The sequence below is a fragment of the Kitasatospora sp. NPDC058243 genome, from assembly GCF_042882025.1.
In the GTDB taxonomy this organism is placed as follows: Bacteria; Actinomycetota; Actinomycetes; order Streptomycetales; family Streptomycetaceae; genus Kitasatospora.
The window spans coordinates 101597-118451 of the sequence record NZ_JBHVWW010000017.1; the positions used below are offsets into that span (position 1 = coordinate 101597).

The 16855-nt window shown below is 70.1% G+C and carries 10 protein-coding genes, 1 tRNA gene and 1 pseudogene; 6 read left to right on the forward strand and 6 right to left on the reverse strand.

The features are described from left to right. Positions 1-176: 176 nt before the first annotated feature. Positions 177-812 carry a nucleotide exchange factor GrpE gene (gene grpE, locus ACFVX9_RS14560; RefSeq protein ID WP_063348542.1) on the reverse strand — a complete coding sequence of 212 codons (636 nt, stop codon included), beginning with the start codon at positions 810-812 and terminating at the stop codon, positions 177-179. Beyond that, positions 809-2641, reverse strand: coding sequence for a molecular chaperone DnaK (gene dnaK, locus ACFVX9_RS14565; RefSeq protein WP_063348543.1), 1833 nt, complete (start codon positions 2639-2641; stop codon positions 809-811). Before dnaK ends, grpE begins: the two co-directional genes overlap by 4 nt. 339 nt (positions 2642-2980) lie before the next feature. Between dnaK and ACFVX9_RS14570 the strand changes: the two genes are divergently transcribed. The 4 genes and pseudogenes from ACFVX9_RS14570 (at position 2981) to ACFVX9_RS14585 (ending at position 8854) form a co-directional block, all read left to right on the forward strand. Next, positions 2981-5203, forward strand: coding sequence for a (Fe-S)-binding protein (locus tag ACFVX9_RS14570; protein WP_387981865.1), 2223 nt, complete (start codon positions 2981-2983; stop codon positions 5201-5203). Between the two features lie 308 nt (positions 5204-5511). Then, a pseudogene (locus tag ACFVX9_RS14575) lies at positions 5512-6585 on the forward strand (sugar phosphate nucleotidyltransferase); the annotation flags it as partial. A 218-nt stretch (positions 6586-6803) separates the two neighbouring features. Then, positions 6804-7838: a Yip1 family protein gene (locus tag ACFVX9_RS14580; RefSeq protein WP_387981866.1), complete on the forward strand. Its 1035-nt coding sequence runs from the start codon at positions 6804-6806 to the stop codon at positions 7836-7838. 125 nt (positions 7839-7963) lie between these two features. Continuing rightward, entirely contained in the window at positions 7964-8854 is an 891-nt protein-coding gene (locus tag ACFVX9_RS14585) for a metal-dependent hydrolase (RefSeq protein WP_380489417.1), read from the forward strand. An 84-nt stretch (positions 8855-8938) separates the two neighbouring features. On the opposite strand, the gene dcd is transcribed toward ACFVX9_RS14585, so the two are convergent. Further along, positions 8939-9514, reverse strand: coding sequence for a dCTP deaminase (gene dcd / locus ACFVX9_RS14590; protein ID WP_063348548.1), 576 nt, complete (start codon positions 9512-9514; stop codon positions 8939-8941). 72 nt (positions 9515-9586) lie between these two features. Then, positions 9587-9808, reverse strand: coding sequence for a hypothetical protein (locus tag ACFVX9_RS14595; protein WP_079135746.1), 222 nt, complete (start codon positions 9806-9808; stop codon positions 9587-9589). Between the two features lie 275 nt (positions 9809-10083). Between ACFVX9_RS14595 and ACFVX9_RS14600 the strand changes: the two genes are divergently transcribed. Next, a tRNA-Gly gene (locus tag ACFVX9_RS14600) sits at positions 10084-10157 on the forward strand. A 237-nt stretch (positions 10158-10394) separates the two neighbouring features. On the opposite strand, the gene ACFVX9_RS14605 is transcribed toward ACFVX9_RS14600, so the two are convergent. Both ACFVX9_RS14605 and ACFVX9_RS14610 read right to left on the reverse strand, forming a co-directional pair. Further along, positions 10395-11561: a damage-control phosphatase ARMT1 family protein gene (locus ACFVX9_RS14605; RefSeq protein ID WP_387981869.1), complete on the reverse strand. Its 1167-nt coding sequence runs from the start codon at positions 11559-11561 to the stop codon at positions 10395-10397. 20 nt (positions 11562-11581) lie between these two features. Then, positions 11582-15154, reverse strand: a complete 3573-nt coding sequence (locus tag ACFVX9_RS14610) for an NB-ARC domain-containing protein (protein ID WP_387981871.1) — start codon at positions 15152-15154, stop codon at positions 11582-11584. A 378-nt stretch (positions 15155-15532) separates the two neighbouring features. Here ACFVX9_RS14610 and ACFVX9_RS14615 point away from each other — a divergent pair, with 378 nt between their 5' ends. Then, positions 15533-16783 carry a methionine adenosyltransferase gene (locus tag ACFVX9_RS14615; RefSeq protein ID WP_387981872.1) on the forward strand — a complete coding sequence of 417 codons (1251 nt, stop codon included), beginning with the start codon at positions 15533-15535 and terminating at the stop codon, positions 16781-16783. Positions 16784-16855: the final 72 nt, after the last annotated feature.

The window sequence follows — 16855 nt, forward strand, 5'->3', positions numbered from 1 at the left end:
CCTCCCCACAAACAAAAAACAGCACCCCGAGACAAAGAGCGGTCTGGTGGGCGGGGAGGGGGGGAGAAGAAACAGCCCGCTCCACGGGGCGTTGTGGACAGCGCGTGGTGGGGTCGGCCGCCGTTCTGGCCGGCGTACGACTCCGCAGCGCACTGGTTGTCAGCTGTCACAGGTTGTCAGCTGTCCGAACCACCGTCGGACTTGTCCGCGTCCCCGGACTTCGCCTCGCCGTCGGGCGCGGCCGTGGTCTGGGTGCCCGGCTGGGGCTCCGCGACGGCGACCATGGCGGGGCGGATGATCCGCTCGCCGATGCGGTAGCCGGGCTGGAGGATCTGCACGCAGGTGTCCTCGGTGACGTCCGAGGAGTAGCTGTGCATCAGCGCCTCGTGCATGGTCGGGTCGAAGGGCTCGCCCTCCTTGCCGAACTGCTGGAGGCCCAGCTTGGCGACGACCGTCTCCAGGGACTCGGCGACGGACTTGAAGCCGCCGGTGACCTCGCCGTGCTCGCGGGCGCGGCCGATGTCGTCGAGCACCGGGATCAGGGACTCCAGGATGTTGGAGACCGCGATCTCGCGGACCGTCAGCCGGTCGCGCTCGACCCGCTTGCGGTAGTTCTGGTACTCGGCCTGCAGACGCTGCAGGTCGGCGGTGCGCTCGGCCGACTCCCGCTTGGCAGTGGCGAGTTCGTCGGAGCCAGCACCGGAGCCGGAGTCGGCGGCGCCGGCTGCGGCGGCCTCCTCGGCGGCCTTGATCACAGCCTCGTCGGCGGCGGAGTCGTCGCCGGGCTTGCCGCCCTGCGGCTTGTCCGTCATGCCGCACCGCCCTTGGGCTTCTCGTCGTCCACGATCTCGGCGTCGACGACGTCGTCGTCCTTGGCCTGGGCGGACTCGCCGGCCGGGGCGGCGGCGTCGGCGTTGGCGTACAGCGCCTGGCCGAGCTTCTGCGCGGTGGTGGAGACCTTCTCCGAGGCTTCGCGGATCTTCGCGATGTCCTCGCCCTTCAGGGCCTCCTTGAGCTCGCCGATGGCGGTCTCGACCTCGGCCTTGACGTCGGCGGGGAGCTTGTCGGTGTTGTCCGCGATGAACTTCTCGGTCGAGTAGACGAGCTGCTCGGCGGAGTTGCGGGTCTCGACGGACTCGCGGCGCTTGTGGTCCTCCTCCGCGTACTGCTCGGCCTCGCGCATCATGCGCTCGATGTCGTCCTTCGGCAGCGCGGAGCCGCCGGTGACGGTCATCTTCTGCTCCTTGCCGGTGCCGAGGTCCTTCGCGCCGACGTGCATGATGCCGTTGGCGTCGATGTCGAAGGTGACCTCGATCTGCGGCAGGCCGCGCGGCGCCGGCGGCAGGCCGGTCAGCTCGAACATGCCCAGCTTCTTGTTGTACGCCGCGATCTCGCGCTCGCCCTGGTAGACCTGGATCTGCACGGACGGCTGGTTGTCCTCGGCCGTGGTGAAGATCTCGGAGCGCTTGGTCGGGATCGTGGTGTTGCGCTCGATCAGCTTGGTCATGATGCCGCCCTTGGTCTCGATGCCGAGGGACAGCGGGGTGACGTCGAGCAGCAGGACGTCCTTGACCTCGCCCTTGAGGACACCGGCCTGGAGCGCGGCGCCGATGGCGACGACCTCGTCCGGGTTGACGCCCTTGTTGGCGTCCTTGCCGCCGGTCAGCTCGCGGACGAGCTCGGCGACGGCGGGCATACGGGTCGAGCCGCCGACCAGGACGACGTGGTCGATCTCGGAGAGCGAGATGCCGGCGTCCTTGATCACGTTGTGGAACGGGACCTTGCAGCGCTCCAGCAGGTCGGAGGTGAGCTGCTGGAACTGGGCGCGGGTGAGCTTCTCGTCCAGGTGCAGCGGGCCCTCGGCGGAGGCCGTGATGTAGGGCAGGTTGATCGAGGTCTCGGAGGACGAGGACAGCTCGATCTTGGCCTTCTCGGCGGCCTCGCGCAGACGCTGCAGGGCCATCTTGTCCTTGGACAGGTCGACGCCGTGGCCGGCCTGGAAGACCTTGACCAGGTGGTCGACGACCTTCTGGTCCCAGTCGTCACCACCGAGGTGGTTGTCACCGTTGGTGGCCTTCACCTCGACGACCCCGTCGCCGATCTCCAGCAGGGAGACGTCGAAGGTGCCGCCGCCGAGGTCGAAGACCAGAATGGTCTGGTCGTCCTTGTCGAGGCCGTAGGCCAGGGCGGCCGCGGTCGGCTCGTTGACGATGCGCAGGACGTTGAGGCCCGCGATCTCACCGGCCTCCTTGGTGGCCTGGCGCTCGGAGTCGGAGAAGTACGCCGGGACGGTGATGACGGCGTCGGTGACGGTCTCACCCAGGTAGGCCTCGGCGTCCCGCTTCAGCTTCTGCAGCACGAAGGCGCTGATCTGCTGCGGGTTGAAGTCCTTGCCGTCCAGGTTGATCTTCCACCCGGTGCCCATGTGGCGCTTGACCGAGCGGATGGTGCGGTCGACGTTGGTGACCGCCTGACGCTTGGCCACCTCGCCGACCAGGACCTCGCCGTTCTTCGCGAAAGCGACGACGGACGGCGTGGTCCGCGCGCCCTCGGCGTTCGTGATGACGGTGGGCTCGCCACCCTCCAGAACGCTGACGACCGAGTTCGTCGTACCGAGGTCGATGCCGACCGCGCGTGCCATCGTAAATACCTCCACGGAAGAGTTGAGCTTTACAGGCTCAAGGATGCACGACCGGGTGGGTGCCGTCAACAGGGATGAGTCGCTGCCGCTCAACTTTGCTGAGCGGTCCGCTTCCCGCGGCCGCGGCGACTTCCCGTGGCCTCGGCCGTGGCCGTGGTCCTGGCCGTGGCGCGTGTGGTGCCACGTGACTGCCGCCATAGCTTGGGAACCTTCTGGAGGACTGGTGGCGGGCGGTAATGTCCGGGCCGTCGGCCCGGCAAGTTACCGACGAGTACAATTCGTTCCACGCAAGACCGTTCAAAGACCGCTCAACAGCAAGCCGCAGGAGACGGAGAGCCGATGCAGCTAGCAGCGATCGTCATCTCGCTGGTCACATTCGTGATCGGCACCGCGCTCGCCGCCCGTGCGGCGCTGTACATCTACAAAGTGGTGCGGACCGGCCAGCCGGACCCCACCCGCTTCGGCCGGCCCGCCCAGCGGGTGAAGACCGTCGCGGTCGAGTTCATCGGCCACACCCGGATGAACCGCTGGGGGATCGTGGGCATCGCCCACTGGTTCGTCGCCGTCGGCTTCTTCAGCCTGGTGCTGACCATCGTCAACGCCTTCGGCCAGCTCTTCGACGCCGAGTTCGCGCTGCCGATCATCGGCCACTGGATGCTCTGGCAGCTCTTCGTCGAGCTCGTCGGCACCCTCACCACGCTGGGCATCGCGACGCTGATCGTGATCCGGCTGCTCAGCCTGCCGTCCCGGTCCGGCCGCAAGTCCCGCTTCGCCGGCTCGATCGCCTGGCAGGCCTTCTACGTCGAGTACACGATCCTCGGCATCGGCCTGTGCATCCTGATGCTGCGCGCCCTGGAGGGCGCCCTCAACGGCGTCGACTCGTACGGGCCCGAGCACCTGGTGTCGTACCCGCTGGTCTCCGCCCTCGGCGGCCTGTCGCACGGCACGCTGGAGAACCTGATCTACCTCTTCGCGATGCTGAAGATCTGCATCTCGTTCGCGTGGGCGACCACCATCGGCATCAACCCCTCGATGGGCGTGGCCTGGCACCGCTTCCTCGGCTTCTTCAACATCTACTTCAAGCGCGAGGAGGACGGCGGCACCGCGCTCGGCGCCCTGCGCCCGATGACCAGCGGCGGCCGGCCGATCGACTTCGAGGACCCGGCCGAGGACGCGGTCTTCGGCGTCTCCCAGGTCGAGCACTTCTCCTGGAAGGGCATCCTCGACTTCTCCACCTGCACCGAGTGCGGCCGCTGCCAGTCGCAGTGCCCGGCCTGGAACACCGGCAAGCCGCTCTCGCCGAAACTGCTGATCATGAGCCTGCGCGAGCACGCCTTCGGCAAGGCGCCCTACCTGCTGGCCGGTGGCGGCAAGGACATGGAGGGCGAGGAGAAGGCCACCGCCGAGCAGCTCAAGGACGTCCCGGCGGCCGCCCTGGCCGAGGCCGAGCGCCCGCTGATCGGCACCGCGGAGGAGAACGGCGTCATCGACCCGGACGTCCTGTGGTCCTGCACCACCTGCGGCGCCTGCGTCGAGCAGTGCCCGGTGGACATCGAGCACATCGACCACATCGTCGACATGCGCCGCTACCAGGTGATGATCGAGTCCTCGTTCCCGACCGAGGCCGGGACGATGCTCAAGAACCTGGAGAACAAGGGCAACCCGTGGGGCATGGCCACCAAGGCCCGCCTGGACTGGGTCAAGGAGCTCAAGAAGGAGACCGGCATCGAGGTGCCGGTGATCGGCGAGGACATCGACCCCGCCGAGGTCGAGTACCTCTACTGGGTCGGCTGCGCCGGCGCCCTGGAGGACCGCGCCAAGAAGACCACCAAGGCCTTCGCCGAACTGCTGCACACCGCGGGCGTGAAGTTCGCCATCCTCGGCAAGGAGGAGTCCTGCACCGGTGACTCCGCCCGCCGGCTGGGCAACGAGTTCCTCTTCCAGATGCTCGGCGCGCAGAACGTCGAGACGCTGAACGCGGCCCTGGAGGACGCGCCGGTCAAGCGGATCGTCGCCACCTGCCCGCACTGCTTCAACACCATCGCCAACGAGTACCCGCAGCTGGGCGGCCACTTCGAGGTCATCCACCACACCCAGCTGCTGCAGCACCTGATCGACGAGGGCAAGCTCGTCCCGGTCAACCCGGTCGAGGGCCTGATCACCTACCACGACCCCTGCTACCTGGGCCGCCACAACAAGGTCTACAGCCCGCCGCGCGAGATCATGGACAAGGTCCCCGGCCTGCGCCAGCAGGAGATGCACCGGCACAAGGAGCGCGGCTTCTGCTGCGGCGCCGGCGGTGCCCGGATGTGGATGGAGGAGCGCATCGGCAAGCGGATCAACACCGAGCGCGTGGACGAGGCGCTGTCCCTCAACCCGGACATCGTCTCCACCGCCTGCCCGTTCTGCCTGGTGATGCTCTCCGACTCGGTCAACGGCAAGAAGAACGAGGGCGCCGCCAAGGAGCACCTGAAGGTGGTCGACGTCGCCCAGCTGCTGCTCGACTCGGTGAAGGCGACCCCGCCGGCCGGCGCCGAGGAGCCTGCGACGGTGGACGCGTAGCGTCCTCTGTTCGACAGTTCTGCTACAACTGCCCGGCCCGGTGGTCACCGCGAGAGCGCCCGCCGGGCCGGGCTTTTGGGGGGCCGGGACGGGCCGGACCGGGGGTGGATCCGGGGCGGGACCCGTAGGGGAGTGGTGCCAATCGCACGGCCGCCTGAGTGTCCGCCCGTTGGGAGGAAATACAGTAGGCGGCAGACCGGCCTCGCGCCGGTCGACCCGTTCCGGACGGCCGGACGGGTCCAGACCACCGACGGAGGTATCGGCCCGCCGGGCCGGGGCCGCAGAGCACAAGGGGAACAGCGCAGACCATGACCGAGGCGATCATGCTGGTCGGTGGTAAGGGCACGCGACTGCGTCCGCTGACCACCCACACCCCCAAGCCCATGCTGCCGGTGGCGGGCGTCCCCTTCATCGCCCACCAGCTGGCCCGCGCGGCCGCCGCCGGCGTCACCCGCGTCGTGCTGGCCACCTCGTACCTGGCCGAGGTCTTCGAGGACCACTTCCAGGACGGCACCCCGTACGGCATCGAGCTGGTCTACCTGACCGAACGCGAGCCGCTGGGCACCGGCGGCGCGATCCGCAACGCGGCGTCCGGGCTGACCTGCGGCCCCGACGAGCCCGTGCTGGTCTTCAACGGCGACATCCTCTCCGGCGTCGACATCGCCGCCCTGCGCGACGGCCACGTGGCCGCCGGGGCCGACGTCACCCTGCACCTCACCCGGGTCGAGGACCCGCGCGCCTTCGGCCTCGTCCCGACCGACGCGAACGGGCGGGTGCTGGAGTTCCTGGAGAAGCCGGAGACGCCCGAGCAGATCGTCACCGACCAGATCAACGCCGGCTGCTACGTCTTCACCCGGTCCGTCATCGACCGCATCCCGGCCGGCCGCGAGGTGTCCGTCGAACGCGAGACCTTCCCCGAGCTGCTGGCCACCGGCGCGCTGCTGCGCGGCGTCGTCGACACCTCGTACTGGCTCGACCTCGGCACCCCGGCCGCGTTCGTCCGCGGCTCGGCCGACCTGGTGCTCGGCAAGGTCGACTCCCCGGCCGTCCCCGGCCCGACCGGCGACGCCCTGCTGCTGCCCGGCGCCACCGTCCACCCCGGCGCGGTGCTCAGCGGCGGCACCGTGGTCTCCGCGAACGCGGTGGTCGAGGCCGGCGCGATCGTCGAGGGCAGCGTGATCCTGCCGGGCGCGGTGGTCGGCCCGGAGACCCTGGTCAAGGACTCCATCGTGGGCGCCTTCGCCACCGTCGGCGCCCGCTCGGCGCTGGACGGCGCGGTGATCGGGGACGGCGCGATCGTCGAATCCGACAACGAGCTGCCGAACGGCATCCGGATCGCCTGCGGCACCCTGCTGCCGGTCGGCGCGGTCCGCACCTCGGCCGGCCCGGGCGGCTGCCCGGCCGGCACCGCCGCGGCCGCCGCGGTGCACGGGCCCTCGGTCAGCGCGCAGCGGTAGGACCCGGGCCGGGCCGGGCCGGGCCGGGCCGCTGGCGCCGTCGGCGGCGGGATTTCGGCCGCGTTCGTCTCAGGCTCGCTGCAAACCGGCCCCGGCTCCGTCCAGGCCCCACGCGGATTGGGCCGGACGGGTACCGTCAGAGCGTGGCTGGTAATCGATACGACAGCGGGCAGGGCGCCGACCCCCACGGCGGGTGGGCGCCCCCTCCGCCGCCGGCGGGGCCCGGGGGGCACGGGCAGACGGACGGGCCGGAGTACTTCACGGCCCCGCACCGGGGCGTGACCGACGGCCCCGACGGCACGCCCGGAGGCCCCGGCGCCCCGGGCCCGCAGGGCGGCTACGACCCGTACGCCGCCGACCGGCCCGGCGGCACCCGGGCCTTCCCGACCGGCGACCCGTACGCGCAGGAGCCGCCCCACCACGGGTACTACGACCAGGGCCAGTACGGCGGACACCCCGGGTACCCGCAGGCGGGGTACGGCGCCGAGGGCTACGACCAGGGCTACGACCAGGGCGGACACCCGCAGGGCGACGGCTACGGCCAGGACGGCTACGGGCCGCAGCAGCCGCCGTACGGCCAGGACAACGTCACCGTCTACCGGGCCGGCGGCCAGTCCGCCCCGCACGTCGCCGGGCCCCGCCCGCACTGGCGCGAACTGCTCATCGGCATCTTCCGCGCCCCCACCGCGACCTTCGACCGCGCCCGCGACCACCAGGTCTGGCTGCCCGCCCTCACCGTCTCGATGCTGTACGGCGCGCTCGCGGTGCTCGGCATCGGCCTGACCCACGACGACATCGTCGACTCGACCTTCACCGTCGCGCTGACCGGCATCGCCGCCGCCGCGATCGGCTTCGCCGTGGCCGGAGCGCTCTTCGGCGGCGTCACCTACGCGCTGGCCCGCCAGCTCGGCGGGGACGGCCCGTGGAAGTCGACGGTCGGCCTGGCCGCGCTGATCGGCTGGCTGACGGACGCGCCCCGGCTGCTGCTCGACCTGGTGCTGCCCTCGGGCAGCGCGGTCGTCCAGGTCGCCGGCTGGGCCACCTGGGCGTTCTGCGCGTACCTGCTGACCAGCATGGTCCGGCGGGTGCACGACCTGCCCTGGGGCAAGGCGGCCGCCGCCTCGGCGGTGCAACTGCTCGCGCTGCTGGTGCTGATCAAGCTGCCGACCCTGGGCTGACGGCCGGAGGGCACAATGGCGGACGGATCCCGGTCAGGCCGGGGCCCGTCCACCCTCTTCACCCCCTCAGCCTTCACCCCCTCACCCCTCACTCCCTCACCCGTTCCACGTCACCGGAGCCAGGAATGACCCTCCCCACCACGCACGTCAGCTTCCCGGCCGGGGCGGTGACCGGCGAGTCGACGGTGATCGCGGTGCACCCGCTGGGGGACGGCCGGCACGCCGTCGTGACCGGGGCCACCCCGTTCCACCCGCTCGACCACACCTGGCCCGACCAGCCCGCCGACCTCGGCACCCTCACCGTCGACGGCACCGAGCTGGCCGTCGTCGACTGCCTCACCGGCGCCGTCGGCCCGGACGGCGGAACTCCGCTGGTCGGCGCCGACATCCCGGTCCGGCGCGGCGACGAGGAGTGGTCCTGGCTGGTCCTGCACGTCGTCGACACCGACCCCGGCGACCTCGTCGGGCGCACCGCCGTCCTCACCGTCGACGCCGACCGCCGGGCCGCCCTCAGCGCCTCGCACAGCGGCTGCCACCTGCTCGCCCTCGCCCTCAACGAGGCCCTCGCGCCGCGCTGGCGCAAGGACCCGGGCCGCTCCGACGCCCTCGGCCACCCCGACTTCGACAGCCTCGCGATGGCCACCTCGGTGATGGACACCGAGGCCAGCACCGACACCTACCGGCTCGGCAAGTCGCTGAAGAAGAAGGGCTTCACGGCGGACGCCACCGACGAGCTCCCCGCGCTCGCCGACGCCCTGCCCGCCCTCACCGAGGCCGTCAACGCCCGGCTCGCCGCCTGGGTCGCCGCCGACGCCCCGGTGCGCATCGAGGTCCCCGGCCCCGAGCTCACTGCCCGCCGCCAGTGGCACTGCGAGCTGCCCGAGGGCGGCGCGCAGATCTTCTGCGGCGGCACCCACCTGCACCACCTCGGCGAACTCGCCGAACTCCGCACCGAACTGCGGCTCTCCGAGGACGGCACCGAACTGGTCGCCGTCACCCGCCCCAAGCGGGCCTGAGCACGCGGGAAACGCGACGGGCGGCCGCCCCTCGTCCGTCCTCGGCGAGGGGCGGCCGCCCGTGCTGCGTGCGCTCCGCCCGGATCAGACGTCGGTGCGGTGGAAGTTCATGAACGAACGGGACGGCGTCGGGCCGCGCTGGCCCTGGTAGCGCGAGCCGTACCGCTCCGAGCCGTACGGGTGCTCCGACGGCGAGGAGAGCCGGAACAGGCAGAGCTGCCCGATCTTCATCCCCGGGTACAGCTTGATCGGCAGCGTCGCGACGTTCGACAGCTCCAGCGTCACGTGACCGTTGAAACCGGGGTCGATGAAGCCGGCCGTCGAGTGCGTCAGCAGGCCCAGCCGGCCCAGGCTCGACTTGCCCTCCAGCCGGGACGCCACGTCGTCGGGCAGCGAGATGACCTCGTACGTCGAGGCCAGCACGAACTCGCCCGGGTGCAGGATGAACGCGTCGTCGCCCTCGGGCTCCACCAGCCGGGTCAGGTCCGGCTGCTCCTCGGAGGGGTCGATGTGCGGGTAGCGGTGGTTCTCGAACACGCGGAAGAAGCGGTCGAGGCGCACGTCGATGCTCGACGGCTGGATCATCGCCGGGTCGAACGGGTCGACGACGACCCGGCCCAGGTCGATTTCGGTCCGGATGTCCTTGTCAGAGAGCAGCACGCTTCGAGGTTACGTGCACGACAGGGCCCCGGACGAATCCGCCCGGGGCCCGTTCCGTCCTCGCGTCGACCGTCAGGCCAGGAACTCCGCGGCCTCCAGCCGCAGCGCCCGGTCCAGTTGCGGCGCCGACAGCTCCCGCACGTCGGCCAGCACCGAACTCCTCAGCCGCCCGCACTGCGGACAGCGGATCAGCCGCCCGGGCCCGAGCCGGCCCGGACCGAGGTTCTGCATCGGGAACGTGGTGGTGCTGAACAGGTGCCCCTCGGCACAACGAACGACGGCGCGCTGCTCCATCGATCCCCTTCCCATCCCTAACCCAGTACTCACCCGTACTCATCGCGCCCCGCGGGACCTCGCCCCGGGACAGCGTCACATTAGGGGATGCTCCGGACATTCCACACCGTGGCTCGCCGCCCCGAACCCACCCGCCGGAGCACTCGTACGCGGCCCACACAGTACGCCCCCCACCCACCCCCACCCGCCCCACCACTCCCTGGGCGGGCCGTGCAACCACCGTCGCGAATGGGGTACAGTGACACTGGATTGAGCGGTCTCTGACGGCTCATCAGGCGGGCGTAGTTTAATGGTAGAACATGAGCTTCCCAAGCTTAGAGCGCGAGTTCGATTCTCGTCGCCCGCTCCATACCGAGAGCCGCAGGTCATCTGACCTGCGGCTTTCGCATTGTCCGGACCAATCGGGACCTGCCGTGCCAGTCTCGTGCCAGAAAGCTCTGGCGACGCCGGATTCGGTGAAGTCCTCGAGACCGCACCCTCGCAGTCGGAAGCGGAGAGCGACGGCCCGCGCTGGTGCCACCCGGGTCCGGGACGCGACGCGTGCCGCGAAGGCCGTGCTGTGGGATCGACCGGGCCGGTGTTCCGGCTACGGGCGGAGGCCGACCTGGATGACGGCGTGGCGGCCGTTGGTGCGCCACGATGTCCCGGTGCTGTCGAGCTCGGTGACGGTGGCGGCGTCCACGCCGACGAGCACGTCCGACTTCAGCGTCCGCAGAGCCGCGACGGCTGAAGGGAAGTGGCCTGCCGTCTTCGTGAACGGGGTGGTGGGCGGCCAGAGCTGGTCGCCCACCAGTCGGCGGTAGTTGAGGTCGCCCTTGAAGATCGTCATCGCCGCGTCGGTGAACTCGGCCCGGAGGTCGGTGGGCATGTCGTGGAACGGCAGCGGCGCGCAGAAGAACGGGTGCGTGCGGACCACGAGCGTGCCGCTGTTCATCGCGTGCCACAGCCGCTTGCCGACCGCCTCGGCGGCCTCTGTAGTCGCAGTGCGCAGGCGCTCGAGTGAGGCGAGGGCGTCGGTCATCGTCGCGTCCGACACGTAGTACGGCTGCGGCTTCACGTACAGGACGACCTGAGCCGCCAGGCCGCGGGTCAGGAGGAGGTCGATCAGCACCAGGTCCGGCAGCAGCTCCCGGCCGGCGTTGTCCGCCACGACGCAGACGCACCCGCCCTTGGCCCGATCCAGCTCGGCCCAGAGCAACGCGCTGTCGTCGGCCACCAGATCGGACGCGGTCGACCCGCCGGCCTCCGCAGTGATCTGGAAGCTGAGGTCCGCCCGGTTGCCCCACAGCGCGGACGACAGAAGCGACTCCGCCCGCCGAGTCTCCGGCAGACCGTCGAGCTTGCTCAGCGCGGCCAGCTCGTCATCCACCGCCGCCCCGGCCAGTTCCGCGTTCTTGAACGGCGCGAACGGGTCGACGCCCTGCCACGCGCCGGACCGGAAGTAACCGATCGCGTCGAGGAGGCGGCGGTAGAAGTAGCTCTCCGCCCACAAGAACGGTGCCTCGCCCCACGGCCTGCCCCACAGGCCCTCACCCCACTCCAGCCACCGGGCGGCATCCAGCGCTTCCGCTCCCAGCGGCTCCAGTACCCCCGTGGTGCTCTCGGCGAGCAGCCGCTCGACGGCCGCCCGTTCGGCGGGACCGTAAGGCAGCGCGTCGAGGACCTGCTGAACGAGCTTTGGGTGGCGCTCGTGGAAGACACCCCAGGCGAAGGACCCGGGGACGTCACCAAGGATCACGGGTGCGGTCGGCACGTGTGGACTCGTCTCTCTCGTCATCGGTGGGCAGCCGGGCCGTCGGCATCGCTGCCGTCGGTCTCGGCGGCGAGCTCGGTTTCACCGAGCCGGAGCAGCGCTGTTCCGGCCGCGCTGCCGACCAGGACTCGGGCCGTGCAGGGGTCGGCGGTGGCACAGTTCAGGGTCGCGTCCACCCGAACCTCCACGAGTTGTTGCTGCTGGCTGATCGACCACGCCCTGACCGTCCCGTCGGCCGCCGCCGAGACCAGGCGATCGGGATCGTCCAGGAAGGTCACCATCAACACCCGTCCGGAGTGGCCGGGCAGGTGTGCGACGAACTGCTCACTGTGGATGTCGCGGATGTGGATCTCGCCGGTGCCCGAGCCGATGGCCAGCCGGCGGCCGTCGGCGTCGATGGCGATTGCCCGGGCCCAGCCGCCCGGATTCACCAACCGCGTCAGGTGCCGACCTGTGCGCGCATCCCAGAGGTGGACCGTGCCGTCGCCACCTGCCGCAGCTAGGAGGTCGCCGTCGGTATCGAAGGCCAAGGATCGGACCCGGCCTGCGTGGGCTTGGTGTTCCCAGAGCAGAGTTCCGGACGGAAGGTCCCAGCAGCGGACGCGACCGTCTCCGGTACTGGCCGCCAGGCGCGTGCCGGAGAATGGGATCGCCACGGCCCAGCTCCGGGCGACGTCCTGGTTCAGCTGGAGAGACCACGTCTCGTCATTGAGGGACCAGACTCGGACAGCGCCGTCGCCGCAAGCCGCCGCGAGATGGCTGCCGCCGGCGGCCATCGACCACACCCGGCCTGCGCCGCCGCGCAGTTCGCGGTGCCGGCTCGCCATGGGGAGGCCCAAGAGCTCGATCCGGCCGTCGCTGTGGCCGACCGCACCGATCGAGCCCCGGGCCGCGAGCTGCGCGGACCACACGGTGTTCGAACCGCTGGCGAGGGTTCGCAGGTCTTGGGGGTCTGGCGGTGTCCACGACCGAACACCGCCGTCCTCGCAAGCGGCCAGCACTTGGCCGTTCGCTGTGACGGTCAGGCTGCGGATCCAGTCGACCCCAGGCGGCATCTGGACTCGTCCCGACGGGCCGCTCTCGTCGAAGGCTCGGACAACCGCGTCCTCGGTCGCGGCCAGAACCACACCCGACCTACCGTCAATGGCCACCGCACGCACGCGGGAGGGCAGATCGTCGACGCGACGGACCGCAGTGAGACGCCCGCCGTCGGTGTCCCACAGAGCGACGGAACGGTCGCCCGAACCAGAGGCCAGGAGCGTGCCGGTGGATGAGAAGGCGACCGAGCGGACCCAGTCGCGATGAGCCGCTTTCTCGTCCAGGAGGGCACCCGTTCGAAAGTCGTAGAGCCGAACGAACTCATCCTCACCCGAGGCGGCCACCATGCTCCCCGTGGCGTCGATCGCAACCGCCCACAGGGGCGTGCCGCACGTGGCGAGGCTGTGACTGATGGTCAGCCGTTCTACATCCCACACATGGACGTGGCCATCCTCGGCCGCCGACAGCAGATGCCTTCCGTTCGGCGTGAAAGTGAGTGCCCGGACCCTTCGGTCGTGTCCGGTGAGGATGCCGACGAGCTCTCCGGTTCGGGGGCGCCAGAACCGAATCACGCCGTCTTCACCCGCCGAGGCCAGAAGAGAAGCGTCGCCTGTCAGCGCGGTGGCGAAGACCCAGCCGGTATGGCCGTGGACGGATGTCACCAGTCGGTGTGACACCAGATCCCAAACCTTCACGGTGCCGTCCTCTCCACCGGAGGCGGCCAGGACGGCGCCGGTCGACACAGAGACCACCGCTCCTACATGGCCGGTCCCGGACGGAACCGAGTCCTCCGGAGAGCGGGCCCAGGAAACCTCGAATCCTCTTGATTCCTCGGTGCCGACGGCGCAGTCCGCCTCACCGTCACCGTGCTCGCGAATGAGGGCAAGCGTGAGAGTCGCGGCCATGTCCTGCGGTGTGGTCAGCCCGTTGAGCAGGTAGCCGGAGCCGACCAGGGTGCGAGCCCTGGTCCAGTCCTGATGGCGCTCGTGAGATCGGGACCGGAGTGCCTCGACGCGTTCCAGGAGGGCGGCGTCGGCCGCCAACGACTGGCTTCCCACAGCCGCGGCCTTGCCGACCACGTACGAGGTCGACGAGAGCACGTCGACGAGTTCGTCCTGGAGACCGGCCTCGCGCAGATGGTAGGGAAGCCTCTGCCACATGTAGGAGTGTGCGGCCGGGAGGTGCGACCAGTCACCCTCGTTCACCGCGCGGTACGAGTCGATCAGTGACTGATGGAGGCCTGTCCACTGCTCGCCCACGAGGTGCTTGAGGTAGGTGCGAAAGATGTCGTGCAGGACCACCGCGTCGTGGTCGGCCAAGTAGGCGCTGATGAGCGAGCGATCGGCCAAAACCCGGCAGAACTGGCGAACGGCACTGGCGGACCATCCTTCCGAGGAGTGCCACCAGTGGGTCAGGACGTTGAGGGGAACGGGAGCTGTGGCCGGAAAGACTGCCAGCGACAGATAGCGCCCGCGCAGTGAGGACCCGCCGGTGATCCGGACGCTTTCGTCGAGGCTGCGCAGGCTGGCGGTGATCGCGTGGCCGATGGCGTTGGTCCGCTGATCCGCGTCCCAGACGTCGAACGCCGGCGGGCCGTAGAAGTGCAGGGCCTCGCGAGCCTCTGACACCGCTTGGTCCGGGGATGCCCCGGCCACAAGGTCGGAGGAGACATTGGAGCCGACGACGCTGGCCAACAACGGCCACCCACCGCACAGCGCCGCCAGCTGCTCGGCGGCGGGCGGTGCGAGAGGCGACACCGTCCGGGTCAGCAGCTCGCTGATCTCTGCCGCCGTCATCGGCCCGAGCCGCAACACCTGGGCGCTTGAGGGGCAGGTCCGGATGTTCCTGGTGGTCACGAGCCGGCTGCACTCGGGAGCGCCAAGGAGGAAGGGCGCGAGGTCGGAGGCGGACCAGACGTTGTCGATGACCAACAAGGCACGCCTGCCCCGCAGCAGGCGGGCAAGGTGGAAGCCGGCCTGCTCGGGATCGGCGAAGGCGGGGCGGATGCCGTCGAGGTGGACGCAGAGGTCGGAAATCAGCTCGACGACTCGGGCGCTGGTGCAGCCTTCGCCGGTCTCGACCCAGAGGATCTCGGGAAACAGCTCCCGGAGACTCGGATCCTCACAGACCTGGGTAATCAGGGTGGTCTTGCCGAAGCCGCCGGGGCCACACACCGCCACGGTCACGCCGCGCTGAGAAGTGCTCGCTCCGGCCAGCAGCCTGACGACGCTGTCGAAGTCTTCAGATCTGTGGACCAAACCGTGCTCCGGGGGTGGCGCAAGGACGTAACTTCCCACGGTCACCTCCGGGCGCGGGCCAGGCACGCCCAGAATCTCCCGGAAGCGCTCCACGGCATCCGGGTCCGCCCGGTCGAGGACCGTATCGAGTAATGCCTGTGAGTCAGGTACGGGAAAGATGTGCTCCCCGCCGGCCTCCCATTTGGACACCGTCCGATCGCTGACGCCGAGATGCGTCGCGAAGGCCCTGACGCTCATCCGTGACGCCTTGCGCAGCGCCATGGCCTCACGGCCGGACCAGCGCTGCACTGTGCTCACGGCGGCTCCCGCGATCGGTGGTGAGGACGCTAGCAGCCTATTGCGGCCGTGGCTGTGTTGTACCGGCATCGGTTCAGCGGGGGTTCAGCAGGAGTACGACATGGGTCTCGCCATGGGGATCACGGTGCCCCGGCGCCTCGGCAACCGCGATTCGGCGCCTGTTCGGCAGCGGTGCGACGTGCATACCTCTCGGTGACACCCATCTGGCGGGCAGTCTCTTTCATCGTGAGGGCGGGGCTCGCGGCTGTCGGCAGCGGGCGGACGAGGAGTAGTCCACGGCCTTGAGCCAACAGCTCCAACTCCGCGACACCAAGGGAATGCGATATCGCCCGCCCCTTGCGAGCAGCACGTCCTTCCCCAAGCGAACAGGAGTGCGACATGGAACGCGTCAGCAGGATCGTCGGCGCCAGCGGCATCACCATCGAGACCGGCAGCCCGGCTCCCACCGACCTCGTGCTGCTGGAACGAAAGGGCTCGGGCCACCCCGACACGCTCGCCGACCACCTGGCGGAGGAACTCTCCCGTGCGTACAGCCGCTACACGATCGACCGGTTTGGCGCCGTGCTCCACCACAACTTCGACAAGCTCGCCCTGCTCGGTGGATCCTGCGAGGTCCGGTACGGCGCGGGGCGGATGACTGCCCCGGTGAAGGTGCTGATCAACGGACGGGCCGCCCACGCCTGCGGGGGCGAGGACATCCCGGTGCGGGAACTGGCGGAACAGCTCGTCCTGGCCTTCTTCCAGGAGCGACTCCCCGAGCTCGCCGGCCACCTCGACCTGGTCTTCAACGTCACCAGCAACCCCAGCCCCGGCGCGGTCGTTACCGATGGGGGCGGCACCGACCGATCGCGCTGGTTCGCGCCCCGCTCGGTGGACGACCTGCGCGAGCGTCACGTTCTGCTCGCCAACGACACCTCGCTCGGCACCGGCTGGGCGCCGATGGCCCCGTTCGAGCAGTTCGCCCACGCGCTCGTCAACCACCTGTCCGGCGTCAGCGAGTTCACCAGGGCGAACCCGTGGTGCGGTTCCGACGTGAAGCTGATGGGGCACTTCGACGGCACGAAGGCCGAGGCGGTCCTGTGCGTGCCGCAGAAGTCCGCGCACGTGCCCGACCGCGCCGCCTACCTCGCCAACAAGGAAGAGATCCTGGCCGAGTGCAGCCGGTTCGCGGATCATCGCCTTCCCGGCGTCGAAGTCGCCTTCCTCCTCAACGCCCGCGACGTCCCCGACAAGGACGAGCTCTACCTCACCTACACCGGCAGCTCCATCGAGTCGGGCGACGAAGGCGTCGTCGGCCGCGGCAACCGGGTCAACGGCCTGATCACCCCGCTGCGTCCGATGAACCTGGAAGGGGCCAGCGGCAAGAACCCCGTCTACCACGTCGGGAAGCTGTACAACCTGGCAGCCACCAGGCTCGCCCAGCGCTTGTACGAGGAGACCGACAGCTACGCCGAAGTGCACCTGGTCAGTGCGACTGGCCAGCGCCTCGACCAGCCCTGGAAGGTCCTGGTCCGGCTCGCGGCTGAGGAACCGGAGATCGAGAAGGTGCAGGCCCAGGTCGCCCTCGCCCTCGGCGGCTTCCCGGAGCTCACCGCCGAGCTGATCCACCACGGCGTCCGGCTCAGCTGATGCGCAGCGCGTCGCACGCGTCCCTGCCCCCGAGCGGTGCCTGTCAGCGTCTCCGGGAGCACTACGGCCCGG

What these genes read in the sequence shown, in the direction of transcription:
- ACFVX9_RS14585 (WP_380489417.1), top strand. Translation starts at nt 7,964, where the DNA reads ATGACCCTCCCCACCACGCACGTCAGCTTCCCGGCCGGGGCGGTGACC.
- ACFVX9_RS14615 (WP_387981872.1), top strand. Translation starts at nt 15,533, where the DNA reads ATGGAACGCGTCAGCAGGATCGTCGGCGCCAGCGGCATCACCATCGAG.
- dnaK (WP_063348543.1), bottom strand. Translation starts at nt 2,641, where the DNA reads ATGGCACGCGCGGTCGGCATCGACCTCGGTACGACGAACTCGGTCGTC.
- ACFVX9_RS14570 (WP_387981865.1), top strand. Translation starts at nt 2,981, where the DNA reads ATGCAGCTAGCAGCGATCGTCATCTCGCTGGTCACATTCGTGATCGGC.
- grpE (WP_063348542.1), bottom strand. Translation starts at nt 812, where the DNA reads ATGACGGACAAGCCGCAGGGCGGCAAGCCCGGCGACGACTCCGCCGCC.
- ACFVX9_RS14595 (WP_079135746.1), bottom strand. Translation starts at nt 9,808, where the DNA reads ATGGAGCAGCGCGCCGTCGTTCGTTGTGCCGAGGGGCACCTGTTCAGC.